This window comes from Micromonospora deserti (genome assembly GCF_003236335.1).
Classification (GTDB): Bacteria; Actinomycetota; Actinomycetes; order Mycobacteriales; family Micromonosporaceae; genus Micromonospora; species Micromonospora deserti.
On the sequence record NZ_POUB01000070.1, the window covers coordinates 1 to 23,405 of the forward strand.

Here is a 23,405-nt window from a genome sequence, read left to right on the forward strand (position 1 = left end):
GCGCTACGCCCTCCCGGGTCGCGCCCCGGCCCGGTCAACCCTCCAGCGGTACCCGCAGCCGCCGGGTCCGCTCGGCACGGCGGGCGTACTCGGCCGGGTCCTCGGGATAACCGACCGCCACCAGGGTGAGCCCGTGGGCCGAGGCCACCGTCACCTCGCTGGACCGCTCCCGGCGGGTCAGCAGACCGGCCGGCCACCCCACCGGCCGGCGACCGTCCCCGGCCACCAGCATCGCCCCCACCAGGCTGCGTACCATCGCCTGGCAGAAGGCGTCGGCCTGCACGGTGGCGACGAGGATCCCATCCGGGTCCCGCCGCCAGTCCAGCCGGGTCACCTCGCGCAGCGTGGTGGCGTTCTCCTTGCGCCGGCAGTACGCGGCGAAATCGTGCTCCCCCACCAGGCCGGCCGCGGCGGCGTTCAGCGCGGCCAGGTCGAGCGGCTTCGGCCAGGCCAGCACCTCGTGCCGGCGCAGCGGCTCCGCGCCCCACGGGGCGTCGGTGACCCGGTACTCGTACCGGCGGAAGGTGGCCGAGAACCGGGCGTCGAAGTCGGCGGGTACCTCGGTCATCGCGCGGACCCGCACGTCGTCGGGGAGTAGCCGGGCCAACCGGCGCAGCAGCGAGCCCTCCCGCTCCCGCCATACCCCGGTGGGCAGGTCGAGGTGGCAGACCTGACCGGTGGCATGCACCCCGGCGTCGGTCCGGCCGGCCACGGTCAGCCCGGTCGCCGTGCCCGCCCCCAGCACCAGGTCGAGGGTCTGGACGAGCACCCCCGCGACGGTGCGCCGGGTCGGCTGGGCGGCCCAGCCGGAGAAGCCGGTGCCGTCGTACGCCACGTCCAGCCGCAGCCGGGTCCGCTCGTCCACTCGTACCTCCGGTGACGGTTCGGGCCCGGCACCCCGCGAGGGGTGCCGGGCCCGACGAAGCCCAGGATCAGGCCTTGTTCCGCTCGTTGTTCTCCTCGACGGCGAGGTCGCTGTCCTCGCGCGCCTCGGCGGTGTCGCCCGACACCGAGATCGGCGGCTCGGCGTCCTGGTCGTTCGGCGACGCCTGCGGGGTCTCCTCCGCGGGGGCGAGCGCCTCGACCTTGTCCTGCTGCGCCGCCTTGCGGGCGGCGGTCTTCTTGTTCGCCTTCGGCTCGGCGACCTGCAGCTCCTCGACCAGCTCGATGATCGCCATCGGCGCGGCGTCACCCTTGCGCGGACCGGTCTTCACGATCCGGGTGTAGCCGCCATTGCGGTTGGCGTACCGCGGCGCGATCTGGTCGAACAGGCTGTAGACCACGTCCTTGTCCTTGACGACGGCCAGCACCCGCCGCCGGGACGCCAGGTCACCGCGCTTGGCCTTGGTGATCAGCTGCTCGGCGAGCGGACGCAGCCGCCGGGCCTTGGTCTCGGTGGTCTGGATCTTGCCGTGCTGGAACAGCGAGGTGGCCAGGTTGGCCAGCATCAGCCGCTCGTGCGCGGGGCTGCCGCCGAGGCGGGGGCCCTTGGTGGGCGTGGGCATGCTTGGTGCTCCTCAGTAGTGGCGGCAGCGCGGACTAGAGCTGCTCGGTCTCGCGGTAGTCGTCGGTGTCGTAGTCGGCCTCGCCGAAGGCGTCCACGACGTGCGCCGGGTCGAAGTTCGGAGCCGAGTCCTTCAGCCCCAGACCCATCCCGGCGAGCTTCATCTTGACCTCGTCGATCGACTTCTGACCGAAGTTGCGGATGTCGAGGAGGTCGGCCTCGGTACGCCCGATGAGCTCACCAACGGTGTTGATGCCCTCGCGCTTGAGGCAGTTGTAGGAGCGGACGGTGAGGTCCAGCTCCTCGATCGGCAGCGCCAGGTCCGCCGCCAGCTGGGCGTCCTGCGGGGACGGCCCGATGTCGATGCCCTCGGCGGTCTCGTCCAGCTCCCGGGCCAGCCCGAAGAGCTCCACCAGCGTCGAGCCGGCCGAGGCCAACGCGGTACGCGGGCCCATCGACGGCTTGGTCTCGACGTCGATGATCAGCCGGTCGAAGTCGGTCCGCTGCTCGACCCGGGTCGCCTCGACCCGGTAGGTCACCTTGAGCACCGGCGAGTAGATCGAGTCGACCGGGATCCGGCCGATCTCCGCGCCGGCCTGCTTGTTCTGCGCCGCCGTCACGTAGCCCCGACCCCGCTCGACGGTCAGCTCCATGTCGAGCCGGCCCTTGCCGTTGAGGGTGGCGAGCTTCAGATCCGGGTTGTGCACCGAGACGCCGGCCGGCGGCTGGATGTCACCCGCGGTGACGTCACCCGGGCCCTGCTTGCGCAGGTACATGCTGACCGGCTCGTCGTGCTCGGAGCTGACGCAGAGCTCCTTGATGTTCATGACGAGCTCGACCACGTCCTCCTTGACCCCGGGGATCGTGGTGAACTCGTGCAGCACACCGTCGATCTTGATCGAGGTCACGGCCGCACCCGGGATGGACGACAGCAGCGTACGCCGCAGCGAGTTGCCCAGGGTGTAGCCGAAGCCCGGCTCCAGCGGCTCGATGGTGAACCGGGAGCGGGTCTCGTTGATCGACTCCTCGGAGAGGGTCGGTCGCTGGCTGATGAGCATGTCTTCTCTTCTCTTCCGGGGCGCCCGCCATATGACGCCCACGACACAAACTGTTCCGGTGGCCCGCCACGAGGGCGGGCCACCGCAACGAGCCCTGACTACTTGGAGTAGAGCTCGACGATCAGCTGCTCCTGGACCTGGGTGTCGATGACCTGCCGGGCCGGGAGCGAGTGCACCAGGATCTTCATCTGGCTGGGGATCGCCTCCAGCCAGGCCGGCACCGACCTCGAACCGGCCTGAGCCTGCGCCACCAGGAACGGGGTGAGCTGCTTGCTCTTCTCCCGGACCTCGATGATGTCGTGCTCCTTGACCCGGTACGACGGGATGTCGACCTTCTTGCCGTTCACCGTGAAGTGACCGTGCTTGACCAGCTGACGGGCCATGTCCCGGGAACCGGCGTAGCCGGCCCGGTAGACCACGTTGTCCAGCCGCGACTCGAGGATCTGCAGGAGGACCTCACCGGTCTTGGCCTGCTTGGCCACGGCCTCCTCGTAGTAACCGCGGAACTGCTTCTCCAGCACGCCGTAGACGCGGCGGGCCTTCTGCTTCTCACGGAGCTGGAGCAGGTACTCCGTCTCCTTGGTGCGGCCGCGGCCGTGCTGCCCGGGCGGGAACGGCCGGGACTCGAACGGGCACTTCGGGCCATCGCACTTGCTGCCCTTGAGGAACAGCTTCATCTTCTCCCGCCGGCAACGGCGGCAGTCAGCACCGGTGTAACGAGCCATCTCTCTCTACCTCTCAGACCCGGCGACGCTTCGGCGGACGGCACCCGTTGTGCGGCTGCGGGGTCACGTCGGAGATCTGACCGACCTCCAGACCGACGGCCTGCAGCGAACGGATGGCGGTCTCCCGGCCGGAGCCGGGGCCCTTGACGAACACGTCGACCTTGCGCATGCCGTGCTCCATCGCGCGACGCGCCGCGGCCTCGGCGGCCAGCTGCGCGGCGAACGGGGTCGACTTGCGCGAGCCCTTGAAGCCCACCTGGCCCGCGGAGGCCCAGGAGATGACCGCACCGGTCGGGTCCGTGATGGACACGATGGTGTTGTTGAAGGTGCTCTTGATGTGCGCCTGCCCGTGGGCGACGTTCTTGCGTTCCTTGCGCCGGACCTTCTTGACGGCGGCTCCGGCACGAGCCTTCGGTGGCATAAGTCTGTGCGCTCCTAGTTACTTCTTGCCGGGCTTCTTCTTGCCGGCGACGGTCCGCTTCGGGCCCTTCCGGGTCCGCGCGTTGGTCCGGGTCCGCTGGCCACGCACGGGCAGACCCCGGCGGTGCCGGATGCCGGCGTAGCAGCCGATCTCGACCTTGCGGCGGATGTCAGCGGCGACCTCGCGGCGCAGGTCACCTTCAACCTTGTAGTTGGCCTCAATGTGGTCGCGGAGCTGCACGAGCTCCTCGTCCGTGAGGTCCCGAGCGCGCTTGTCCGGCGAGATGCCGGTGGCGGCGAGGGTCTCCAGAGCGCGGGTCCGACCCACGCCGAAGATGTACGTGAGCGCGATCTCCATCCGCTTTTCGCGGGGGAGATCCACGCCGGCGAGACGTGCCATGTGCGGGCGTACTCCTTGTGGTGTTCTGGCGGAGGTGTGGACCGTCCCTCCCCGCCACCGGCCGTTCCGCGTCCCGGCGCGGTGAGCGCCGGCGACCGGGAACGGCCGCTGCCCGAGCGGGCCCCGGCCTCCGACCGGGGGTCGACCGCGCAGAGGTACGCGTTGCGCACCACTCGCGGCTGGGACGAGCTAGTGATGTGTTGTCTGGATCTGCGGCCCGGACCGGTGCCACGACCGACCGTTGTCACCGGCCGGTCGCGCCTGCTCAGCCCTGGCGCTGCTTGTGGCGCGGGTCGGTGCAGATGACCATGACCCGGCCGTGCCGGCGGATCACCCGGCACTTGTTGCAGATCCTCTTGACGCTCGGCTTGACCTTCACGGTTGCCTTACTTCCCATCTGGCCCGGCGACGCGAGGCGCGACACCGGACGTCGAAGACGGACACGGGACGTCCCGGCCGCCGTCAGACTTACTTGTAGCGGTAGACGATGCGCCCGCGGGTCAGGTCGTACGGCGAGAGTTCGACGACGACCCGGTCCTCCGGCAGGATGCGGATGTAGTGCTGCCGCATCTTGCCGCTGATGTGAGCCAGCACCTTGTGACCGTTCGCGAGCTCCACCCGGAACATGGCGTTCGGCAGGGGCTCGATGACCCGACCCTCGATCTCGATGGCTCCGTCTTTTTTCGGCATGTCCTCCGCTGTCCTGACGTCGGTTGCTCCGGACGGCCCACAACGTCTTACACGGGCGACTGATCAAGATCAGATGGCCCGCGCCAGCCGCGGCTCCGAGTCCCACCGAAGCGCAGGTGGGCATGCCGGAGTGGACGCTGTGCGCCGATCAGAAAGTGTACGCCCGCCTGCGCGCCGTCGCCAAACCGGCCACGATCCGGGGGCGCCGAGCCCGGGCGGGCCGCGCCCACACGCCCGCCGACACGCCCCGGGCCGACCCGTCGGCGGACCGCGCCGACCTGCCGGCGGACCCGCGGTCGCCCGCCGAACCGGACATCACGCCCGGACCGCGGCGACCGGCACCCAGCCGGGACGACACGCCGGATGATGCACCACGGATGGCGACCGCCCGCACATGATCCACCCCGGTGGCCGGAAGCGGGGAAGTCGGCTCACGGACAAGTCACCATGCCGCACACCGCATGGATGATACTCGCGGCGCGTCACGGACGGCCCGGTCTGGGCGGCGGCGCGCAGGGCGTGGACGGTCGGGGGTCAGCGGGCCGGTGAGTCGGCCGGCTGACGGGCGGTGACCAGGTCGCCGAGACGGGCCCGGCCGCCGTCCGGCGCGGTGAGCACCCAGACGCCGTCCGGGAGTAGGGCCATGGTGTGCTCGACGTGCACGGCCATCGACCCGTCCCGGGTGACCACCGTCCAGCCGTCGGCCAGCTCGACCGTCCGGGGCGAACCCATCGTGATCATCGGTTCGATCGCCAGCGCCATCCCGGGCACCAGCCGCGGGCCCTTGCCCGGCCGGCCGTGGTTGAGCACGTGCGGGTCCTGGTGCATCTCGGTGCCGATGCCGTGCCCCCCGTAGCCGTCGACGATGCCGTAGCGGCCACCCCGGCGGATCGCGTCCTCCACCGCGTGGGAGATGTCGGTGAGCCGGCCCTTCCCGCTGGTCGCGCCCCGGGCCGCGGCGGCGATCCCGGCCCACATCGCGTCCTCGGCCACCTCGGCCATCCGCAGCAGTGCCGGGTCGACCCCGCCGACGCCGACGGTGATGGCCGCGTCGCCGTGCCAGCCGTCGAGCACCGCGCCGCAGTCGATCGAGATCAGGTCGCCCTCGCGGAGCGCCTGCTGCGGCGACGGGATGGCATGCACGACCTGCTCGTTGACCGAGGAGCAGATCGAGGCGGGGAAGCCGTGGTAGCCCTTGAACGAGGGCACGGCGCCGGCCCCGCGGATGGTCGACTCGGCGATGGCGTCCAGGTCGGCGGTGCTGACCCCGGGAACGACCGCCTCCCGCATCCGACGCAGCGCCTCGGCGACCACCAGCCCGGCAGCCCGCATCTTCTCGATCTGGTCAGGGGTCTTCAGCTGGATGTCCAGCTGGGGACGACGCATGGAGCCGTTACCTTTCGTAGCCGACGAGCGGGGCACGCCGGACGTACCCCGCTCCTCGCACTCTATCCGCCGCGCCCGGCGGGACGTCAGCCGCCGTACGAGCGCAGGGCGTCGATGGCGCGGACAGTGACGTCCTCCACCGGGCCGGTTGCGTCGATCCCGACGAGCTTGCCCTGGGCGCCGTAGTAGTCGACCAGCGGCGCGGTCTTCTCGCTGTACTCCCGCAGCCGGGTGGCGATGGTCTCCGGCTTGTCGTCGTCGCGCTGGAACAGCTCGGCGCCGCACCGGTCGCAGATGCCCTCCCGGGTGGGGGCGTCGAACTCGACGTGCCAGATCTTGCCGCAGCCCCGGCAGGTGCGGCGGCCGGAGAGCCGCCGGATCACCTCGTCGTCGTCGACCACCAGCTCCAGCACCAGATCCAGCGCGGTGCCGAAGTCGGCGAGGAGCTTGTCCAGCGCGGCGGCCTGCGGCGTGGTACGCGGGAAGCCGTCGAGCAGGAAGCCCTCGGCGGCGTCCGGCTCGGCGAGCCGGTCCCGCACCATGTTGATGGTCACCTCGTCGGGCACCAGCTCGCCGGCGTCCATGTAGCGCTTCGCCTCGACACCGAGCGGGGTGCCCTGGGAGACGTTCGACCGGAAGATGTCACCGGTCGAGATCTTCGGGACCGAGAGGTGCGCGGCGATGAACTCGGCCTGCGTGCCCTTGCCCGCGCCCGGCGGGCCAACCAGAACGAGTCTCATCTACCGCAGGAACCCTTCGTAGTTCCGCTGCATGAGTTGGCTCTCGATCTGCTTGGTCGTCTCCAGACCGACGCCGACCATGATCAGTACAGCGGTGCCGCCGAACGGGAAGTTGAGGTACTGCTGGCGGTCCAGCCAGATGAAGAAGAAGCTCGGCAGGATCGAGATGACGCCCAGGTAGAGCGCGCCCGGCAGGGTGATCCGGCTGAGAATGAAGTCGAGGTAGTCGGCGGTCGGCTTGCCGGGGCGGATGCCCGGCACGAAGCCGCCGTACTTCTTCATGTTGTCCGCGACCTCGGTCGGGTTGAACGTGATCGAGACGTAGAAGTACGTGAAGAAGATGATCAGCAGGAAGTAGACCGCGATGTAGATCGGGCTGGTCGGGTCGACCAAGTTGTTCTGGATCCACACCTGGGTCTTGCCCGGGTCGGTCTGGTCGAAGAACTGCAGCGCCAGCTGGGGCAGGTAGAGCAGCGACGAGCCGAAGATGACCGGGATGACACCCGCCTGGTTGACCTTGAGCGGGATGTAGGTCGAGGTGCCGCCGTACATCCGCCGGCCGATCATCCGCTTGGCGTACTGGACCGGGATCCGGCGCTGCGCCTGCTCGATGAAGGTGACCGCGGTGATGATCACCAGGACCAGCGCGATGACCAGGAGGAACTTGCCCCAGCCGCCGGTCTCCTTGATCTGCCAGCCCTCGGAGGGCAGCCGCGCCGCGATCGAGGTGAAGATCAGCACCGACATGCCGTTACCGACGCCCCGGTCGGTGATCAGCTCGCCGAGCCACATGACCACACCGGTGCCGGCGGTCATGGTCATCACGAGGATGGTCAGAGTCAGCCAGTCCGGGATGCCAGTCCCCTCGGGGATGATCGGGAACTGGTCGCACTGGTTGTTGAACAGCTGACCGGAGCGGGCCAACGCCACGAACGCCGACGCCTGCAGGACGCCGAGACCCAGGGTCAGGTAACGGGTGTACTGGGTGATCTTCGCCTGGCCGGCCTGCCCCTCCTTGCGGAGCTGCTCCAGCCGCGGGATCACCACGGTCAGCAGCTGCAGGATGATCGACGCGGTGATGTAGGGCATGATGCCCAGCGCGAAGACCGAGAGCTGAAGCAGCGCCCCGCCGGAGAAGAGGTTGAGCAGGTTCAGCACCCCGGTGGAGCCGTTCTCCAGGGTGTCGAGGCACTTCTGCACGTTGCCGTACGACACACCCGGGCTGGGCAGGGTCGCGCCGAGCCGGTAGACCGCGATGATGCCTACTGTGAACAGCAGCTTCTTGCGCAGGTCAGGCGTACGGAACGCACTGAGAAAGGCGGACAGCAACTTCTTCCTCCTGCGCGAGGCGGGCCGCCGGTGGTCCCTGGCGGGTCGGGGTGGGTGCCGGGCGAGCGCCCGATATCCATAGCTGGGATGGGACTCTAACAGCCCGATCCCGGTCCGGGCAGGTGTGCCCGGCTACATAAACCGTTTCCGATGTTACCGGGAGCAATCGTCCCAGGTAGACCATGGCGCCCGCCAGTTGCGGACAACTGGACGGGCGCCATGGGTCGGACGACCTTACAGCTCGGTGACCGAACCACCGGCGGCGGTGATCTTCTCCTTGGCCGACGCGCTGAACGCGTGCGCCGACACCTGGAGCGCCACCCCACCGAGGTCGCCGGTGCCGAGGACCTTCACCGGCTGGCCCTTGCGGACCGCGCCGGCCTCGACCAGCTCCAGCGGGCCGACCTGGCCACCGTTCGGGAACAGCTCGGCGAGCCGGTCCAGGTTGACGACCTGGAAGACCACCTTGAACTTGTTCTTGAAGCCCTTCATCTTCGGCAGGCGCATGTGGATGGGCATCTGCCCACCCTCGAACGCCGCCGAGATGTTCTTGCGGGCCTTGGAGCCCTTGGTACCGCGGCCGGCGGTCTTGCCCTTGGAGCCCTCGCCGCGACCCACGCGGGTCTTCGCGGTCTTGGCACCGGGCGCCGGACGCAGGTGGTGGACCTTGATCGTCATTACTCGACCTCCTCGACCTTCACGAGGTGGTTGACCGCGAAGATCATGCCGCGGATCTCCGGACGGTCCTCCTTGACCACCACGTCGTTGATCCGCTTGAGACCGAGCGAGCGCAGCGAGTCACGCTGGTTCTGCTTGGTCCCGATCTCGGACCGGACCTGGGTGACCTTCAGGCGAGCCATCAGGAAGCCACCCCCGCCCGCGACGCCAGCATGGCGGCCGGCGCGACGTCCTCGACCGGCAGGCCACGACGGGCGGCGACGGCCTCGGGGGACTCCAGCCCCTTCAGCGCCGCCACGGTGGCGTGCACGATGTTGATCGGGTTGGACGACCCGAGGCTCTTGGAGAGCACGTCGTGGATGCCCGCGCACTCCAGCACCGCACGCACCGGCCCACCGGCGATGACGCCCGTACCGGCGGAGGCCGGCTTGAGCAGCACCACACCGGCGGCGTCCTCGCCCTGCACCGGGTGCGGGATCGACTGGCCGATCCGCGGCACCTTGAAGAAGTGCTTCTTGGCCTCCTCGACACCCTTGGCGATCGCCGCGGGCACCTCCTTGGCCTTTCCGTAGCCCACGCCGACGGTGCCGTCGCCGTCGCCCACGATCACCAGGGCGGTGAAGCTGAAGCGACGACCACCCTTCACGACCTTGGCGACGCGGTTGATCGCGACGACCCGCTCGAGGTGCGGGGTCTTCTCGACGGGCGCGTTTCCGCGGCCGCCCTCACGGCGGTTGTCGCGGCGACCACCCTCGTTGCCACCGGACCCGCCGCCACGGCGCTGTTGACCTGGCATCAGCAGCCTTCCTTTTCTCTCGTGACGGGGTTTGTCAGAACTCGAGCCCGGCTTCGCGGGCGGCGTCGGCCAGCGCGGCTACCCGCCCCGCGTACCGGTTGCCACCGCGGTCGAAGACGACCTTGGAGACGCCGGCGGCCTTGGCCCGCTCGGCGAGCAGGGCGCCGACCTTGCCGGCCAGGGCGCTCTTGTCGCCCTCCGCACCGCGCAGCGACGCGTCCAGGGTCGAGGCCGACGCCAGGGTGTGACCCTTGGTGTCGTCCACGATCTGGGCGACGATGTGCCGCAGCGAGCGGGTGACGACCAGGCGGGGACGCTCCGCGGTGCCGCTGATGTTCTTGCGGACCCGGAAGTGCCGGCGCGCACGCCCGACGGCGCGCTTGGCGGCAACGCCGCGGCGGCGCTTGAGCAGCGTGGCGCTCACTTCTTACCTGCCTTTCCAGCCTTGCGGCGGATGACCTCGCCCTGGTACTTCACGCCCTTGCCCTTGTAGGGCTCCGGCGGGCGGATCTTCCGGATGTTGGCGGCGACCTCGCCGACCAGCTGCTTGTCGATGCCGGCCACGTGGAACAGGGTCGGCTTCTCCACCGTGAAGGTGATGCCCTCCGGCGCCCGCACCGTCACCGGGTGCGAGAACCCGAGCGCGAACTCGAGATCCGTGCCCTTGGCGGTGACCCGGTAACCGGTACCGGCGATCTCCAGGCTCTTGCGGTAGCCCTCGGTGACACCGACGATCATGTTGGCGACCAGGGTACGGCTCAGGCCGTGCAGCTCCTTGGCCTTGCGCTCGTCGTTCGGGCGGTTGACGTTCAGCTGCCCGTTCTCGGCCCGCTCGATGGTGATCGGCTCGGCCACGATGTGCGAGAGCTCGCCCTTGGGGCCCTTGACCTTGACGGTCTGGCCGTCGATCGTGACGTCGACGCCAGCTGGCACCGGAATCGACTTACGTCCAATTCGCGACATTTCTACCTGTCTCCCGTTACCAGACGAAGGCGAGGACTTCCCCGCCAACGCTCCGCTTGCGGGCCTGCCGGTCGGTGAGCAGCCCCTGGGACGTCGAAATGATCGCCACGCCCAGCCCGCCGAGCACCCGGGGGAGCCCATCCGACTTGGCGTAAACCCGCAGACCGGGCTTGGACACACGCTTGATGCCGGCCAGGCTCCGCTCGCGGTTCTGGCCGTACTTCAGCTCGACGACCAGTCGCTTGCCGACGGCGCCCTCCTCGGGCTCCTCGACCGACCAGGTGGAGATGTAGCCCTCGGCCTTGAGAACCTCGGCGATGTTCGCCTTGATCTTCGAGTAGGGCATCGTCACCTGGTCGTGGTACGCCTGGTTGGCGTTACGCAGACGCGTGAGCATATCTGCGATCGGGTCGGTCATCGTCATGAAACTCGTCAGCCTTTCTCGCCGGGGTTCCCGGGGCGGTGCGCCCCGGGCCTACGGCGAAGAGCAATACGTGATCGGTGCAAGGGGTCCCCCGGCCGCGGCCGGGACGCGGTCGCCCTTACCAGGAAGCCTTGGACACGCCCGGCAGCTCACCGCGGTGGGCCATCTCCCGGATGCAGACCCGGCAGAGACCGAACTTGCGGTAGACCGCCTTGGGACGCCCGCACCGCTGGCAGCGGGTGTACGCGCGAACCGAGAACTTCGGCTTCGCGGCCGCCTTGAGGATCAGCGCCTTCTTGGCCATCTCAGTTCTCCTTGAACGGGAAGCCCAGGAGCTTGAGCAGCGCCCGGCCCTCGTCGTCGGTCGTGGCGGTCGTGACCACCGTGATGTCCATGCCCCGCTGCCGATCGATCTTGTCCTGGTCGATCTCGTGGAACACCGACTGCTCGGTCAGACCGAACGTGTAGTTGCCGTGCCCGTCGAGCTTGCGCCCGTCCAGGCCGCGGAAGTCACGGATACGCGGCAGCGCGATCGACAGCAACCGGTCCAGGAACTCCCACATCCGGTCGCCGCGGAGGGTCACCTTCGCGCCGATCGGCATGCCCTCGCGCAGCTTGAACTGCGCGATGGACTTGGTGGCCCGCCGCACCTGCGGCTTCTGGCCGGTGATGGTGGCCAGGTCGCGGACGGCGCCGTCGATCAGCTTGGCGTCCCGGGCGGCCTCGCCGACACCCATGTTGACGACGATCTTGACCAGCCGCGGCACCTGCATCGGGTTGCCGTAGTTGTACTGCTCGCGCAGCTGGGCCACGATCTCGTTGCGGTACCGCTCCTTGAGGCGCGGCATGGTCTTGGTTTCGGTAGCCGTGGTCATCACAGGTCCTTACCGGTGCTACGCGCGATGCGGACCTTCTGGCCGTTCTCGTCGACCCGGTAACCGACACGGGTCGGCTTCCCGTCGGAGTCCACGACCATCACGTTCGAGACGTGGATCGGGGCCTCCTGGGTGACGATGCCACCGGTCTTGGCGCCACGCTGGGTGGTGCTGATGCGGGTGTGCTTCTTGACCCGGTTCACGCCCTCGACCAGGACCTTGTCCTGCCGCGGGTAGGCCGCGATGACCTTGCCCTTGGCGCCCTTGTCCTTGCCGGCGATGACGATGACCGTGTCGCCCTTCTTGACCTTCACGGTCACAACACCTCCGGCGCGAGGGAAATGATCTTCATGAACCGCTTGTCCCGCAGCTCCCGACCCACCGGGCCGAAAATACGGGTGCCACGCGGGTCCCCACCGTCCTTGATGATGACGGCGGCGTTCTCGTCGAAGCGGATGTACGAGCCGTCCGGCCGCCGCTTCTCCTTGGCGGTGCGAACGACGACAGCCTTGACGACGTCGCCCTTCTTCACACCGGCACCCGGGATCGCGTCCTTGACGGTGGCCACGATGACGTCGCCGATGCTCGCGTAGCGCCGACCGGAGCCACCGAGAACCCGGATGCACAGGATCTCCCGGGCACCCGTGTTGTCGGCGACGCGCAGTCGCGACTCCTGCTGAATCACGTCTATCTCCTATGTCTGCCGGTTCTCCGGCCGCACACCGGCGGCCGGAGCCTGGCGGAACCTGCGCCCGACCGATGCCGGCCGAGCTCGAGCCTTCGCTACTTGGCCTTCTCGAGGATCTCCACGAGCCGCCACCGCTTGGTGGCGGAGAGCGGCCGGGTCTCCATGATCAGGACCCGGTCGCCGATGCCGGCCGAGTTCTGCTCGTCGTGCACCTTCAGCTTGCTGGTCCGGCGCATGATCTTGCCGTACAGCGCGTGCTTGACCCGGTCCTCGACCTCGACCACGACGGTCTTTTCCATCTTGTCGCTGACCACGAGGCCCTCACGCACCTTGCGGCGGGCCCGGGCAGCGGCGGTGGTGTTCTCGCTCATCCTGCAGTCACCTCAGTCGGCGCGGCCGAGAGCCCCAGCTCGCGCTCACGCATGATCGTGTAGATCCGGGCGATCTCCCGACGGATGACCTGCAGCCGCCGGTTGTTGTCCAGCTGGCCGGTTGCGGCCTGCACGCGGAGGTTGAACAGCTCCGCCTTGGCCTCGCGCAGCTTCGTGACCAGCTCCTCCTCGGAGAGCTCACGCAGCTCGGAGGCCTTAACGCCCGCTGCCATCAGGATTCACCCACTTCGCGCGTCACAATGCGGCACTTCATCGGGAGCTTGTGGATCGCGCGACGCATCGCCTCTCGCGCGATCTGCTCGTTGGGGAAGGACATCTCGAAGAGCACCCGCCCCGGCTTGACGTTGGCGACCCACCACTCGGGCGAGCCCTTACCGGAACCCATCCGGGTCTCCGCGGGCTTCTTGGTCAGGGCCTGGTCCGGGAAGATCGTGATCCAGACCTTGCCGCCACGCTTGATGTGACGGGTCATCGCGATACGCGCCGACTCGATCTGGCGGTTGGTCACGTACGCCGGCTCGAGAGCCTGGATCCCGAACTCGCCGAACACCACCCGGTTGCCACCCTTGGACGCGCCACTGCGGTCCGGGTGGTGCGGCTTGCGGAAGCCCTTCGGGGGCTTGCGCGGCATCAGCATCTGTCAGCCCTCCTGCTGCGTTTCTGCCGGAGTCGAAGCGGTCGCGGCGACAGCACCGCTGTCGATCGGCTCGCCGCCCGGCGTCTCGGCCTGCTGCGCGATCGTGGTCGCGGCGGCCCGGCCGGCCTCGGTGCCGCCGGCGGTGGTACCGGACGAGCCGGACCGACCACGGCGCGGCCGCTCGGGGCGGTCGCCGCGCTCACGGCGCGGGCGCGACGGCGCCTCCGCCGGGGTCTCCCGACCCGGCACGGCGTCGCCCTTGTAGATCCAGACCTTCACGCCGATCCGGCCGAAGGTGGTACGGGCCTCGAAGAAGCCGTACTCGATGTTGGCCCGCAGCGTGTGCAGCGGAACCCGGCCCTCGCGGTAGAACTCCGTCCGGCTCATCTCGGCGCCGCCGAGGCGACCCGAGACCTGGACCCGGATGCCCTTGCAGACCGGGTTCTTCATCGCCGACTGCATGGCCTTGCGCATCGCCCGACGGAAGCTGACCCGGCTGGACAGCTGCTCGGCCACACCCTGGGCGACCAGCTGCGCGTCCGACTCGGGGCTCTTCACCTCGATGATGTTCAGCTGCACCTGCTTGCCGGTCAGCTTCTCCAGCTCGCCGCGGATCCGGTCGGCCTCCGCGCCCTTGCGGCCGATGACGATGCCCGGCCGGGCGGTGTGGATGTCGACCCGGACCCGGTCCCGGGTGCGCTCGATGTCGACCTTGGAAATGCCGGCGCGCTCCAGGCCCTTGGACATCATCCGGCGGATCTTGACGTCCTCGCCGATGTAGTCCTTGTAGAGCTTGTCCGCGAACCAGCGGGACTTCCAGTCGGTCGAGATGCCGAGCCGGAACCCGTGCGGGTGAACCTTCTGACCCATTACTCGGCGCCCTCCGTCTTGCTCTCCGTCTCAGCGGCCGCGGTCTGCTCCGCCGGCGCGGCCTTCTTCGCCGACTTCTTCGGCGCGGCCGGCGCGACCGCCTCGACCGCCACGGTGATGTGGCAGGTGCGCTTGCGGATCCGGTACGCCCGGCCCTGCGCCCGCGGCTGGAACCGCTTCATGGTCGGGCCCTCGTCCACGTACGCCTCGCTGACGAGCAGCGCGTCGGGGTCCAGCCGCTCGTTGTTCTCCGCGTTGGCGATCGCGCTCGCGAGCACCTTGTACACCTGCTCGCTCGCGGCCTGCGGCGCGAACTGCAGCACCGTGAGCGCCTCCTTCGCGGGCAGGCCGCGGACGAGGTTGACCACCCGGCGCGCCTTCATCGGCGAGATGCGCACGTACCGCGCAACCGCCCGCGCGCCCGGGAGCACCGGAGCGTCGCCCTTTCCTGGCATCGCTGTAACCCCTTGTTCCTCTATCCGTATGCCCGCGGCGTCAGCGCCGACGGCTCTTCCGGTCGTCCTTCTCGTGACCCTTGAACGTGCGGGTCAGCGCGAACTCGCCGAGCTTGTGCCCGACCATCGCCTCGGTCACGAACACCGGGACGTGCTTGCGTCCGTCGTGCACGGCGATCGTGTGCCCGAGCATCTCCGGGATGATCGTCGAGCGCCGCGACCAGGTCTTGATGACGTTCTTCGAGCCCTTGTCGTTCTGCGTCTCCACCTTCTTGAGCAGGTGGTCGTCGACGAACGGGCCCTTCTTCAGGCTGCGAGGCATGTCTTATCTCCCTCAGCCGCGCTTACGCGTGGCGTAGCGGCGGCGGACGATCAGCCGGTCACTCGGCTGGCCCTTACGACGGGTGCGGCCCTCGGGCTTACCCTGCGGGTTCACCGGGTGACGACCACCGGAGGTCTTACCCTCACCACCACCATGCGGGTGGTCGACGGGGTTCATAGCGACACCACGGACGGTCGGGCGCTTGCCCTTCCACCGCATCCGGCCGGCCTTGCCCCAGTTGATGTTCGACTGGTCGGCGTTGCCGATCTCGCCGATGCTGGCCCGACACCGCACGTCGACCCGCCGGATCTCGCCGGAGGGCATGCGCAGGGTCGCGTACGCGCCCTCGCGGCCGAGCAGCTGGATGCCGACGCCGGCCGAGCGGGCCAGTTTGGCGCCGCCGCCCGGACGCAGCTCCACGTTGTGGATGGTGGTACCGACCGGGATGTTGCGCAGCGGCAGGTTGTTGCCCGGCTTGATGTCCGCGGCCGGGCCCGACTCCACCGCGTCGCCCTGCTTCAGGTCCTTCGGCGCGATGATGTAGCGCTTCTCGCCGTCGGCGTAGTGCAGCAGCGCGATGCGCGCGGTGCGGTTCGGGTCGTACTCGATGTGCGCGACCTTCGCCGGCACGCCGTCCTTGTCGACCCGCTTGAAGTCGATCAGGCGGTACTGGCGCTTGTGACCGCCACCGTGGTGCCGGGTGGTGATCCGGCCGTGGGCGTTGCGACCGCCCTTCTTCGGCAGCGGAGCCAGCAGCGACTTCTCGGGCGTCGACCGGGTGATCTCGGCGAAGTCGGCGACGCTCGAGCCACGCCGGCCTGGCGTCGTCGGCTTGTACTTACGGATAGCCATTGTCTACACCCCTCAGCTGACCGGGCCGCCGAAGGCCTCGATACGGTCACCGTCAGCCAGCTTCACCATCGCCCGCTTGGTGTCCTTGCGCTTGCCGAACCCGGTGCGGGTCCGCTTGCGCTTGCCCTCGCGGTTGAGCGTGTTGACCGTCAGGACGCGGACGTTGAAGATCTGCTGGATAGCGATCTTGATCTCGGTCTTGTTCGCGTCCGGGTGCACCAGGAAGGTGTACCAGTTGCGGTTCAGCTCGCTGTAGCTCTTCTCCGAGACGACCGGCGCCACGATGATGTCGCGCGGGTCGGCGATCGTGCTCACTTGCCACCCTCCTCGGTGGTCTCGGCGGGAACGCCGAGGAACTCGTCCAGGGCGTCCTTGGTGAAGACCACGTCGTCGGCCACCAGCACGTCGTACGTGTTGAGCTGGCCGGCCTCGATCAGGTGCACCCGCGGCTCGTTGCGCAGCGACACCCAGTTCAGCTCGTCGGTGCTGCTCAGCACGACCAGCACCCGGCGGGCGTCGGTCAGCTTGGCCAGCGTGGCCAGGGCGGCCTTGGTCGACGGCTTCTCGCCCGAGACGAACGCCTCGACGACGTGCACCTGCCCGGCGCGGGCCCGGTCGGAGAGGGCGCCACGCAGCGCGGCGGCCTTCATCTTCTTCGGGGTCCGCTGGCTGTAGTCACGCGGCACGGGACCGTGCACCACGCCACCACCGGCGAACTGCGGCGCGCGGATCGAGCCCTGCCGGGCACGACCAGTGCCCTTCTGCTTGTACGGCTTCTTGCCGCCGCCGGCGACCTCGCCGCGGGTCTTGACCTTGTGCGTGCCCTGCCGGGCCGCCGCGAGCTGGGCCACCACGACCTGGTGCATCAGCGCGACGTTGGCCTGCGTGTCGAAGATGTCGGCGGGCAGCTCGACCGAGCCGCTCTTGGTGCCTTCGACGGTGAGGACGTCAACGGTGGTCACTTGGCCGCACCGCCCTTCTTCGCCTTGGTCTTGGCCGCGCTGCGGACCAGGACCAGCGCGCCCTTGGGGCCGGGAATGGCACCACGGACGAGCAGGAGGTTGTTCTCGGTGTCGACCGCCTGGACGGTCAGGTTCTGGACGGTGTAGCGCACGCCACCCATCCGGCCGGCCATCCGGGTGCCCTTGAAGACACGGCCCGGGGTGGCGCAGGCGCCGATGGAACCGGGCGAGCGGTGCTTGCGCTCGACACCGTGGCTGGCGCGCAGACCGTGGAAGCCGTGCCGCTTCATCGGGCCGGCGTAGCCCTTGCCCTTGGTCTTGCCGGTCACGTCGACCGACATGCCGGCCGGGAACTCCTCGACCGTGACCTCCTGGCCCGGCGAGTAGCTCGCGGCGTCAACGGTGCGCAGCTCGACGATGTGCCGGCGCGGCGCCACGTCCGCCTTCGCGTAGTGCCCGCTGATCGGCTTCTTGACCTTGCGCGGGTCGATCGTGCCGTACGCCAGCTGGACCGCGGAGTAACCGTCCTTGTCGGCGTCACGAACCTGGGTGATGACGCACGGGCCGGCCTGCACCACGGTCACCGGGACAACGCGGTTGTTGTCCCAGACCTGGGTCATGCCGAGCTTCGCGCCCAGGATCCCCTTCACTTGCCTGTCCATTTGTCCGGTCCCTACAGCTTGATCTCGATGTCGACGCCAGCCGGCAGGTCGAGGCGCATGAGCGAGTCGACCGTCTTCGGGGTCGGGTCGATGATGTCGATCAGCCGCTTGTGCGTGCGCATCTCGAAGTGCTCGCGCGAGTCCTTGTACTTGTGCGGCGAGCGGATAACGCAGAAACGGTTGATCTCCGTGGGCAGCGGCACCGGGCCTGCGACCTGCGCCCCGGTGCGCGTCACCGTCTCGACGATCTTCCGAGCCGAGGAGTCGACGACCTCGTGGTCATAGGCCTTGAGCCGGATGCGGATCTTCTGTCCCGCCATGGTGGCTTCTGTTCCTTCTCTCGATGCCGCTGTGTTGCGGGCACCTGCGCCGGCTGGCACAGGCCCACTTCGCCGACCCCCGCGGTCGGGCGTGTCGCGCCCTCGGGTCAGGCTCCGCCCCGGGGCTCCGGAGCGATCCTGACCGCGCGGTGGGTCAAGGCGCCGATCGCATTACCGCGACCTGGACGCCGTGCGAGGGTGGTTGGCGGACTGGCCGCCAACCACCCTACGCCCGACTGGCGCGCCGCACGGAGGTTCGGTGAAGCCGAACACGCGCGACGAACCGTCGTTACGCAACCTGACTAGTATGCCGCACGACCGGCGGCGGACCTAATCGGGGTTACCCAGCTCACTTGATGATCTTGGTGACGAACCCGGCGCCGACGGTGCGGCCACCCTCGCGAATCGCGAACTTGAGGTTCTCCTCCATGGCGATGGGCTGGATCAGCTTCACCGTCATGGTGGTGTTGTCACCCGGCATGACCATCTCGGTGCCCTCGGGGAGCGTGACGACACCGGTGACGTCCGTGGTCCGGAAGTAGAACTGCGGACGGTAGTTCTGGAAGAACGGGGTGTGCCGGCCGCCCTCCTCCTTGGAGAGGATGTAGACGGTCGCCTCGAACTCCGTGTGCGGGGTCGTGGTGCCCGGCTTGACGACCACCATGCCGCGCTCGACGTCCTCGCGCTTGATGCCGCGCAGCAGCAGACCGACGTTCTCACCCGCACGGGCCTCGTCGAGCAGCTTGCGGAACATCTCGATGCCGGTGCAGACCGTCCGCTGCGACTTCTCGCGGATACCGACGATCTCCACCTCCTCGTTCGGCTTGAGCACGCCGCGCTCCGCGCGACCGGTGACGACGGTGCCACGACCGGTGATCGTGAAGACGTCCTCGATCGGCATCAGGAACGGCTTGTCGGTCTCGCGCTCCGGCTGCGGGATCGCGGTGTCGACGGCGGTCATCAGGTCCATCAGCTTGCCGGTCCACTCGGGGTCGCCCTCGAGGGCCTTCAGCGCCGAGACCCGGACGACCGGCAGGTCGTCACCCGGGTACTCCTGCGAGGAGAGCAGCTCGCGGACCTCGAGCTCGACGAGCTCCAGGAGCTCCTCGTCGTCGACCATGTCGCTCTTGTTGAGCGCCACGACGATGTACGGCACGCCGACCTGGCGAGCCAGCAGCACGTGCTCGCGGGTCTGCGGCATCGGGCCGTCGGTCGCCGCGACCACCAGGATCGCGCCGTCCATCTGGGCGGCACCGGTGATCATGTTCTTGATGTAGTCGGCGTGACCGGGGCAGTCGACGTGCGCGTAGTGCCGCGCCTCGGTCTGGTACTCGACGTGCGCGATCGAGATCGTGATGCCGCGGGCCTTCTCCTCCGGCGCCTTGTCGATCTCGTCGAACGGCGTGTACGGGTTCAGGTCCGGGAACTGGTCGTGCAGGACCTTGGTGATGGCCGCCGTCAGCGTCGTCTTACCGTGGTCGATGTGACCAATGGTGCCGATGTTGACGTGCGGCTTAGTCCGCTCGAACTTCGCCTTCGCCACTGGTGTCCTCCTGTGGACTTCTTGGTTCGTACGCCCGGCGCGCCGTTCGGCGCTTAGGACTCTGTCGACAGCCTTTCCGGCCTGGCGGCCGGAGAGCTTTGTGGGTTCTGCGGCGGTGAAGCCTACAGGCCCGGTAGCACACATCCCGACCCTGGTGGCCGCGGGGCGGGAGCACCCTCCCGCGGCCACCGACGGATCATCGGATCAAACCCGGGCGAGCGTCACTCACCCGTCGCCTTGGCGATGATCTCCTTCGCCACCGAGGCCGGAACCTCGGCGTAGGAGTCGAACTGCATGCTGTAGCTAGCCCGGCCCTGGGTCTTCGACCGCAGGTCGCCGACGTAGCCGAACATCTCCGACAACGGCACCAGGGCGCGGACGACGCGGGCACCGCCGCGCTCCTCCATCGCCTGGATGATGCCACGGCGGGAGTTAAGGTCGCCGATGACGTCACCCATGTTCTCCTCCGGAGTGGTGACCTCAACGGCCATCATCGGCTCGAGCAGCGCCGGGTCGGCCTTGCGGGCCGCCTCCTTCAGCGCCATCGAGCCGGCGATCTTGAACGCCATCTCGGACGAGTCGACCTCGTGGTACTGACCGTCCACCAGGGTCAGCTTGACACCCACCAGCGGGAAGCCGGCGAGAATGCCGTACTGCATGGCGTCCTGGGCGCCCGCGTCCACCGACGGGATGAATTCCCGGGGGATACGGCCACCGGTGACGGCGTTGGCGAACTCGTAGGTCGGGGCCTCGTTGTCCAGCGGCAGCGGCTCCAGGCTGATGATCACCCGGGCGTACTGGCCGGAACCACCGGTCTGCTTCTTGTGGGTGTACTCGACCTTCTCCACCGCACGGCGGATGGTCTCGCGGTACGCCACCTGCGGCTTACCGATGTTGGCCTCGACGTTGAACTCGCGGCGCATCCGGTCGACCAGGATGTCCAGGTGCAGCTCGCCCATGCCGGAGATGACCGTCTGACCGGTCTCCTCGTCCAGCTTGACGCGGAAGGTCGGGTCCTCCTCGGCCAGCCGCTGGATGGCGGTGCTGAGCTTCTCCTGGTCGGCCTTGGTCTTCGGCTCGATGGCGACCTCGATGACCGGCTCCGGGAAGGTCATCGACTCCAGGATGACCGGGTTCGCCGGGTCGCACAGGGTGTCACCGGTGGTGGTCTGCTTGAGACCCTGCACGGCGATGATGTCGCCAGCCTTGGCGGAGCTGCGCTCCTCCCGCTTGTTGGCGTGCATCTGGTAGATCTTGCCGATCCGCTCCTTGCGGTCCTTGGTGGAGTTGACCACCTGGGACCCGGACTCGACCACGCCGGAGTAGACCCGGACGTAGGTGAGCTTGCCGAGGTGCTTGTCGGTCTGGATCTTGAAGGCCAGGCCCGAGAACGGCTCCGAGGTGGACGGCTTCCGCTGCAACGGGGTCTCGCCGTCGGTCGCGGTGCCCTCGATCGCCGGGATGTCCAGCGGCGACGGCAGGAAGTCGACCACGGCGTCGAGCATCGGCTGGACGCCCTTGTTCTTGAACGCCGAGCCGCAGAGCACCGGGTTGGCCTTGCCGGCGATGGTGGCGCGCCGGATGGCGGCCTTGATCTCCTCGACGGAGATCTCCTCGCCCTCCAGGTACTTCTCCATCACCGAGTCGTCGACGTCGGCCAGGGTCTCCATCAGCTTCTCGCGCCACTCGGCCGCGGAGTCGGCCAGGTCGGCCGGGATCTCCTCGATCGCGTAGTCCTCACCCTTCTGGGTCTCCCCGCGCCAGGTGAGGGCGCGCATGCCGATCAGGTCGACGACGCCGATGTGGTCGGCCTCGAGCCCGATCGGGATCTGGAGCACCAGCGGGGTGGCGTTCAGCCGGTCGATCATCATCTGCACGCAGCGGAAGAAGTCGGCGCCGGTCCGGTCGAGCTTGTTGACGAAGCACATCCGGGGGACGTTGTACTTGTCGGCCTGACGCCAGACGTTCTCCGTCTGCGGCTCCACGCCGGCCACGCCGTCGTAGACCGCGACCGCACCGTCCAGGACCCGCAGCGACCGCTCGACCTCGACCGTGAAGTCGACGTGGCCGGGCGTGTCGATGATCTGGATCGTGTGACCCTTCCACTCGCACTTGGTGGCGGCGGAAGTGATGGTGATACCGCGCTCCTGCTCCTGCTCCATCCAGTCCATGACGGCAGCGCCCTCGTGGACCTCACCGATCTTGTAGGTGATACCGGTGTAGAACAGGATCCGCTCGGTGGTAGTGGTCTTACCGGCATCGATGTGCGCCATGATGCCGATGTTGCGTACGTTGGCGAGCGCGTCTGCGGCGGCCACTTCAATCCCTACTTATCGTCGTCTCGACACAACTGGTGGCGGTTCCGGCGCCGGGGGCGCCGGAACCAGGGTGTTACCAGCGGTAGTGCGCGAAGGCCTTGTTGGACTCGGCCATCTTGTGCGTGTCCTCGCGCCGCTTGACGGCGGCACCAAGGCCGTTGCTCGCGTCCAGCAGCTCGTTCATCAGCCGCTCGACCATGGTCTTCTCACGACGGGCGCGGGAGTAGGTGACCAGCCAGCGCAGGCCGAGGGTGGTCGCCCGGGCCGGACGGACCTCGACCGGCACCTGGTAGGTGGCGCCACCGACGCGGCGGCTGCGCACCTCGAGGGTCGGCTTGACGTTGTCCATCGCCCGCTTGAGGGTGACGACGGGGTCGGTGCCGGACTTCTCCCGGCAGCCCTCCAGGGCCGCGTACACGATGCGCTCGGCGAGCTGGCGCTTGCCGCGCAGCAGGATCTTGTTCACCAGCTGGGTGACCAGCGGCGAGTTGTACACCGGGTCAGCGACCAGCGGCCGCCGCGGAGCGGGTCCCTTACGCGGCATGTCAGCTCTTCTCCTTCTTCGCGCCGTAGCGGCTGCGCGCCTGCTTGCGGTTGCGGACACCCTGGGTGTCCAGCGAACCGCGAACGATCTTGTAACGCACGCCGGGGAGGTCCTTCACCCGGCCGCCGCGGACGAGCACGATCGAGTGCTCCTGCAGGTTGTGGCCGACACCCGGGATGTAGGCGGTCACCTCGATCTGGCTGCTGAGCTTGACACGAGCGACCTTGCGCAGCGCCGAGTTCGGCTTCTTCGGGGTGGTGGTGTACACGCGGGTGCACACGCCGCGCCGCTGAGGGGAACCCTTCAACGCCGGGGTCTTGGTCTTGCTCGTCTTCGCCTGGCGGCCCTTGCGGACCAGCTGCTGGATCGTGGGCACCGGGTTTCTCCGCTCCCTTCGGCCGCTCCAAGCGGCCGCGCCGTCTGCTCTCAGCCGGCCTGATGGACGGCTCTCCTACATTCCAACCAAGGCCACCTGGCGGAGGCCCCAGCACCCGCGGTCGGGCGTGTCGCCCAGATCACGGTCCCGGTGCCGACGCTCGCGCGCGAACCCCGGGGTCTGTCACCGGCACACGGCTGGTGTGCGCCGGGTCTTTGACTCTTTCGTGCTGTTGCCCGCTCTCCGGCTCACCGGATCCAGCGCACGCACGAGTTGCCCGGGCTTGCCCGGGCACAAGGGGAAAGAGTACCTACCACAACCGCGCAGGTCAAAACGAGCGGCCGGCGAAGCGTCTCACCACCCGCCGATCGGCCCCGTCGTGCCTGCCCGCCCGTGATGGGCACCTACAGCCACAAGTGTACCGGCTCTCCCGCGACGCGGCCCGTCGGCCCGGCAGCGCCCGTGCCCACCCCGGG

At 68.7% G+C, this 23,405-nt stretch carries 36 protein-coding genes; all 36 read right to left on the reverse strand.

What is annotated here, in order from left to right; genetic code table 11:
* Positions 1–34: 34 nt before the first annotated feature.
* The 36 genes from truA to rpsL all read right to left on the reverse strand — a co-directional run bounded on the left by truA (position 35) and on the right by rpsL (position 22,929).
* A complete protein-coding gene (gene truA, locus C1I99_RS12720) occupies positions 35–865 on the reverse strand; it encodes a tRNA pseudouridine(38-40) synthase TruA (RefSeq protein WP_111134431.1) in 831 nt (276 codons plus the stop codon).
* 67 nt (positions 866–932) lie between these two features.
* Positions 933–1,505 (reverse strand): 50S ribosomal protein L17, encoded by a 573-nt coding sequence (rplQ, locus tag C1I99_RS12725; protein WP_111134432.1) that lies wholly within the window; start codon positions 1,503–1,505, stop codon positions 933–935.
* Between the two features lie 34 nt (positions 1,506–1,539).
* On the reverse strand, positions 1,540–2,562 hold the full coding sequence (locus tag C1I99_RS12730) for a DNA-directed RNA polymerase subunit alpha (protein ID WP_111134433.1): 1,023 nt from the start codon (positions 2,560–2,562) through the stop codon (positions 1,540–1,542).
* A 98-nt stretch (positions 2,563–2,660) separates the two neighbouring features.
* Positions 2,661–3,287, reverse strand: coding sequence for a 30S ribosomal protein S4 (gene rpsD, locus C1I99_RS12735; protein ID WP_091594961.1), 627 nt, complete (start codon positions 3,285–3,287; stop codon positions 2,661–2,663).
* 13 nt (positions 3,288–3,300) lie between these two features.
* The gene (rpsK, locus tag C1I99_RS12740; RefSeq protein ID WP_007073011.1) at positions 3,301–3,708 is read right to left on the reverse strand and encodes a 30S ribosomal protein S11; all 408 of its coding nucleotides are present in this window, start codon (positions 3,706–3,708) and stop codon (positions 3,301–3,303) included.
* An 18-nt stretch (positions 3,709–3,726) separates the two neighbouring features.
* Positions 3,727–4,107: a 30S ribosomal protein S13 gene (gene rpsM / locus C1I99_RS12745; RefSeq protein ID WP_111134434.1), complete on the reverse strand. Its 381-nt coding sequence runs from the start codon at positions 4,105–4,107 to the stop codon at positions 3,727–3,729.
* Between the two features lie 265 nt (positions 4,108–4,372).
* Positions 4,373–4,486, reverse strand: coding sequence for a 50S ribosomal protein L36 (gene rpmJ / locus C1I99_RS12750; RefSeq protein ID WP_012184307.1), 114 nt, complete (start codon positions 4,484–4,486; stop codon positions 4,373–4,375).
* 89 nt (positions 4,487–4,575) lie between these two features.
* Positions 4,576–4,797: a translation initiation factor IF-1 gene (infA, locus tag C1I99_RS12755; protein ID WP_007073013.1), complete on the reverse strand. Its 222-nt coding sequence runs from the start codon at positions 4,795–4,797 to the stop codon at positions 4,576–4,578.
* A 534-nt stretch (positions 4,798–5,331) separates the two neighbouring features.
* Positions 5,332–6,183, reverse strand: coding sequence for a type I methionyl aminopeptidase (gene map / locus C1I99_RS12760; RefSeq protein ID WP_111134435.1), 852 nt, complete (start codon positions 6,181–6,183; stop codon positions 5,332–5,334).
* Positions 6,184–6,269: 86 nt separating this feature from the next.
* Positions 6,270–6,923: an adenylate kinase gene (locus C1I99_RS12765; RefSeq protein ID WP_111134436.1), complete on the reverse strand. Its 654-nt coding sequence runs from the start codon at positions 6,921–6,923 to the stop codon at positions 6,270–6,272.
* Entirely contained in the window at positions 6,924–8,252 is a 1,329-nt protein-coding gene (gene secY, locus C1I99_RS12770; protein ID WP_111134437.1) for a preprotein translocase subunit SecY, read from the reverse strand.
* A 234-nt stretch (positions 8,253–8,486) separates the two neighbouring features.
* The gene (gene rplO / locus C1I99_RS12775; RefSeq protein WP_088991891.1) at positions 8,487–8,930 is read right to left on the reverse strand and encodes a 50S ribosomal protein L15; all 444 of its coding nucleotides are present in this window, start codon (positions 8,928–8,930) and stop codon (positions 8,487–8,489) included.
* Positions 8,930–9,112, reverse strand: coding sequence for a 50S ribosomal protein L30 (rpmD, locus tag C1I99_RS12780; protein WP_007073018.1), 183 nt, complete (start codon positions 9,110–9,112; stop codon positions 8,930–8,932). The genes rplO and rpmD overlap by 1 nt, the downstream gene beginning before the upstream one ends.
* Entirely contained in the window at positions 9,112–9,726 is a 615-nt protein-coding gene (gene rpsE, locus C1I99_RS12785; RefSeq protein WP_091102580.1) for a 30S ribosomal protein S5, read from the reverse strand. Before rpsE ends, rpmD begins: the two co-directional genes overlap by 1 nt.
* Before the next feature lie 34 nt (positions 9,727–9,760).
* Positions 9,761–10,150: a 50S ribosomal protein L18 gene (rplR, locus tag C1I99_RS12790; RefSeq protein ID WP_111134438.1), complete on the reverse strand. Its 390-nt coding sequence runs from the start codon at positions 10,148–10,150 to the stop codon at positions 9,761–9,763.
* Positions 10,147–10,689: a 50S ribosomal protein L6 gene (gene rplF / locus C1I99_RS12795; RefSeq protein WP_111134439.1), complete on the reverse strand. Its 543-nt coding sequence runs from the start codon at positions 10,687–10,689 to the stop codon at positions 10,147–10,149. The genes rplR and rplF overlap by 4 nt, the downstream gene beginning before the upstream one ends.
* Positions 10,690–10,705: 16 nt before the next feature.
* Positions 10,706–11,113: a 30S ribosomal protein S8 gene (gene rpsH / locus C1I99_RS12800; RefSeq protein ID WP_111134440.1), complete on the reverse strand. Its 408-nt coding sequence runs from the start codon at positions 11,111–11,113 to the stop codon at positions 10,706–10,708.
* Positions 11,114–11,231: 118 nt separating this feature from the next.
* A complete protein-coding gene (locus tag C1I99_RS12805; RefSeq protein ID WP_007073023.1) occupies positions 11,232–11,417 on the reverse strand; it encodes a type Z 30S ribosomal protein S14 in 186 nt (61 codons plus the stop codon).
* A 1-nt stretch (position 11,418) separates the two neighbouring features.
* The gene (gene rplE / locus C1I99_RS12810; RefSeq protein WP_111134441.1) at positions 11,419–11,988 is read right to left on the reverse strand and encodes a 50S ribosomal protein L5; all 570 of its coding nucleotides are present in this window, start codon (positions 11,986–11,988) and stop codon (positions 11,419–11,421) included.
* Positions 11,988–12,308 carry a 50S ribosomal protein L24 gene (rplX, locus tag C1I99_RS12815; protein WP_199562100.1) on the reverse strand — a complete coding sequence of 107 codons (321 nt, stop codon included), beginning with the start codon at positions 12,306–12,308 and terminating at the stop codon, positions 11,988–11,990. The genes rplE and rplX overlap by 1 nt, the downstream gene beginning before the upstream one ends.
* Positions 12,305–12,673: a 50S ribosomal protein L14 gene (gene rplN, locus C1I99_RS12820; RefSeq protein ID WP_007073026.1), complete on the reverse strand. Its 369-nt coding sequence runs from the start codon at positions 12,671–12,673 to the stop codon at positions 12,305–12,307. Before rplN ends, rplX begins: the two co-directional genes overlap by 4 nt.
* A gap of 98 nt (positions 12,674–12,771) precedes the next feature.
* Positions 12,772–13,047: a 30S ribosomal protein S17 gene (gene rpsQ, locus C1I99_RS12825; RefSeq protein ID WP_091262798.1), complete on the reverse strand. Its 276-nt coding sequence runs from the start codon at positions 13,045–13,047 to the stop codon at positions 12,772–12,774.
* Positions 13,044–13,280: a 50S ribosomal protein L29 gene (gene rpmC, locus C1I99_RS12830; RefSeq protein WP_076466662.1), complete on the reverse strand. Its 237-nt coding sequence runs from the start codon at positions 13,278–13,280 to the stop codon at positions 13,044–13,046. Before rpmC ends, rpsQ begins: the two co-directional genes overlap by 4 nt.
* A complete protein-coding gene (gene rplP / locus C1I99_RS12835; RefSeq protein ID WP_007465292.1) occupies positions 13,280–13,705 on the reverse strand; it encodes a 50S ribosomal protein L16 in 426 nt (141 codons plus the stop codon). The genes rpmC and rplP overlap by 1 nt, the downstream gene beginning before the upstream one ends.
* Before the next feature lie 3 nt (positions 13,706–13,708).
* Positions 13,709–14,575, reverse strand: coding sequence for a 30S ribosomal protein S3 (rpsC, locus tag C1I99_RS12840; protein ID WP_111134442.1), 867 nt, complete (start codon positions 14,573–14,575; stop codon positions 13,709–13,711).
* Entirely contained in the window at positions 14,575–15,030 is a 456-nt protein-coding gene (rplV, locus tag C1I99_RS12845) for a 50S ribosomal protein L22 (protein ID WP_111134443.1), read from the reverse strand. Before rplV ends, rpsC begins: the two co-directional genes overlap by 1 nt.
* A 40-nt stretch (positions 15,031–15,070) precedes the next feature.
* Positions 15,071–15,352, reverse strand: coding sequence for a 30S ribosomal protein S19 (gene rpsS, locus C1I99_RS12850; RefSeq protein WP_007073032.1), 282 nt, complete (start codon positions 15,350–15,352; stop codon positions 15,071–15,073).
* A 12-nt stretch (positions 15,353–15,364) separates the two neighbouring features.
* On the reverse strand, positions 15,365–16,204 hold the full coding sequence (gene rplB / locus C1I99_RS12855) for a 50S ribosomal protein L2 (RefSeq protein ID WP_111134444.1): 840 nt from the start codon (positions 16,202–16,204) through the stop codon (positions 15,365–15,367).
* Positions 16,205–16,216: 12 nt separating this feature from the next.
* On the reverse strand, positions 16,217–16,519 hold the full coding sequence (gene rplW, locus C1I99_RS12860) for a 50S ribosomal protein L23 (protein ID WP_076466668.1): 303 nt from the start codon (positions 16,517–16,519) through the stop codon (positions 16,217–16,219).
* On the reverse strand, positions 16,516–17,166 hold the full coding sequence (rplD, locus tag C1I99_RS12865; RefSeq protein WP_111134445.1) for a 50S ribosomal protein L4: 651 nt from the start codon (positions 17,164–17,166) through the stop codon (positions 16,516–16,518). The genes rplW and rplD overlap by 4 nt, the downstream gene beginning before the upstream one ends.
* Positions 17,163–17,828, reverse strand: coding sequence for a 50S ribosomal protein L3 (rplC, locus tag C1I99_RS12870; RefSeq protein ID WP_111134446.1), 666 nt, complete (start codon positions 17,826–17,828; stop codon positions 17,163–17,165). The genes rplD and rplC overlap by 4 nt, the downstream gene beginning before the upstream one ends.
* A gap of 11 nt (positions 17,829–17,839) precedes the next feature.
* A complete protein-coding gene (gene rpsJ / locus C1I99_RS12875; protein ID WP_007073037.1) occupies positions 17,840–18,148 on the reverse strand; it encodes a 30S ribosomal protein S10 in 309 nt (102 codons plus the stop codon).
* Between the two features lie 349 nt (positions 18,149–18,497).
* On the reverse strand, positions 18,498–19,691 hold the full coding sequence (gene tuf / locus C1I99_RS12880; RefSeq protein WP_111134447.1) for an elongation factor Tu: 1,194 nt from the start codon (positions 19,689–19,691) through the stop codon (positions 18,498–18,500).
* Between the two features lie 221 nt (positions 19,692–19,912).
* A complete protein-coding gene (fusA, locus tag C1I99_RS12885) occupies positions 19,913–22,009 on the reverse strand; it encodes an elongation factor G (protein WP_111134448.1) in 2,097 nt (698 codons plus the stop codon).
* Between the two features lie 73 nt (positions 22,010–22,082).
* A complete protein-coding gene (gene rpsG / locus C1I99_RS12890; RefSeq protein ID WP_046567226.1) occupies positions 22,083–22,553 on the reverse strand; it encodes a 30S ribosomal protein S7 in 471 nt (156 codons plus the stop codon).
* Between the two features lies 1 nt (position 22,554).
* Positions 22,555–22,929: a 30S ribosomal protein S12 gene (gene rpsL, locus C1I99_RS12895; protein WP_014440718.1), complete on the reverse strand. Its 375-nt coding sequence runs from the start codon at positions 22,927–22,929 to the stop codon at positions 22,555–22,557.
* Positions 22,930–23,405 lie beyond the last annotated feature (476 nt).

Bases quoted from the DNA above. Each gene is read 5' to 3' on its own strand.
- rplQ (WP_111134432.1), bottom strand. From the start codon at position 1,505: ATGCCCACGCCCACCAAGGGCCCCCGCCTCGGCGGCAGCCCCGCGCAC.
- C1I99_RS12730 (WP_111134433.1), bottom strand. From the start codon at position 2,562: ATGCTCATCAGCCAGCGACCGACCCTCTCCGAGGAGTCGATCAACGAG.
- rpsD (WP_091594961.1), bottom strand. From the start codon at position 3,287: ATGGCTCGTTACACCGGTGCTGACTGCCGCCGTTGCCGGCGGGAGAAG.
- rpsK (WP_007073011.1), bottom strand. From the start codon at position 3,708: ATGCCACCGAAGGCTCGTGCCGGAGCCGCCGTCAAGAAGGTCCGGCGC.
- rpsM (WP_111134434.1), bottom strand. From the start codon at position 4,107: ATGGCACGTCTCGCCGGCGTGGATCTCCCCCGCGAAAAGCGGATGGAG.
- infA (WP_007073013.1), bottom strand. From the start codon at position 4,797: ATGCCGAAAAAAGACGGAGCCATCGAGATCGAGGGTCGGGTCATCGAG.
- map (WP_111134435.1), bottom strand. From the start codon at position 6,183: ATGCGTCGTCCCCAGCTGGACATCCAGCTGAAGACCCCTGACCAGATC.
- C1I99_RS12765 (WP_111134436.1), bottom strand. From the start codon at position 6,923: ATGAGACTCGTTCTGGTTGGCCCGCCGGGCGCGGGCAAGGGCACGCAG.
- rplO (WP_088991891.1), bottom strand. From the start codon at position 8,930: ATGACGATCAAGGTCCACCACCTGCGTCCGGCGCCCGGTGCCAAGACC.
- rpmD (WP_007073018.1), bottom strand. From the start codon at position 9,112: ATGGCTCGCCTGAAGGTCACCCAGGTCCGGTCCGAGATCGGGACCAAG.
- rpsE (WP_091102580.1), bottom strand. From the start codon at position 9,726: ATGCCAGGTCAACAGCGCCGTGGCGGCGGGTCCGGTGGCAACGAGGGT.
- rplF (WP_111134439.1), bottom strand. From the start codon at position 10,689: ATGTCGCGAATTGGACGTAAGTCGATTCCGGTGCCAGCTGGCGTCGAC.
- rpsH (WP_111134440.1), bottom strand. From the start codon at position 11,113: ATGACGATGACCGACCCGATCGCAGATATGCTCACGCGTCTGCGTAAC.
- C1I99_RS12805 (WP_007073023.1), bottom strand. From the start codon at position 11,417: ATGGCCAAGAAGGCGCTGATCCTCAAGGCGGCCGCGAAGCCGAAGTTC.
- rplE (WP_111134441.1), bottom strand. From the start codon at position 11,988: ATGACCACGGCTACCGAAACCAAGACCATGCCGCGCCTCAAGGAGCGG.
- rpsQ (WP_091262798.1), bottom strand. From the start codon at position 13,047: ATGAGCGAGAACACCACCGCCGCTGCCCGGGCCCGCCGCAAGGTGCGT.
- rpmC (WP_076466662.1), bottom strand. From the start codon at position 13,280: ATGGCAGCGGGCGTTAAGGCCTCCGAGCTGCGTGAGCTCTCCGAGGAG.
- rplP (WP_007465292.1), bottom strand. From the start codon at position 13,705: ATGCTGATGCCGCGCAAGCCCCCGAAGGGCTTCCGCAAGCCGCACCAC.
- rpsC (WP_111134442.1), bottom strand. From the start codon at position 14,575: ATGGGTCAGAAGGTTCACCCGCACGGGTTCCGGCTCGGCATCTCGACC.
- rplV (WP_111134443.1), bottom strand. From the start codon at position 15,030: ATGCCAGGAAAGGGCGACGCTCCGGTGCTCCCGGGCGCGCGGGCGGTT.
- rpsS (WP_007073032.1), bottom strand. From the start codon at position 15,352: ATGCCTCGCAGCCTGAAGAAGGGCCCGTTCGTCGACGACCACCTGCTC.
- rplB (WP_111134444.1), bottom strand. From the start codon at position 16,204: ATGGCTATCCGTAAGTACAAGCCGACGACGCCAGGCCGGCGTGGCTCG.
- rplC (WP_111134446.1), bottom strand. From the start codon at position 17,828: ATGGACAGGCAAGTGAAGGGGATCCTGGGCGCGAAGCTCGGCATGACC.
- rpsJ (WP_007073037.1), bottom strand. From the start codon at position 18,148: ATGGCGGGACAGAAGATCCGCATCCGGCTCAAGGCCTATGACCACGAG.
- rpsG (WP_046567226.1), bottom strand. From the start codon at position 22,553: ATGCCGCGTAAGGGACCCGCTCCGCGGCGGCCGCTGGTCGCTGACCCG.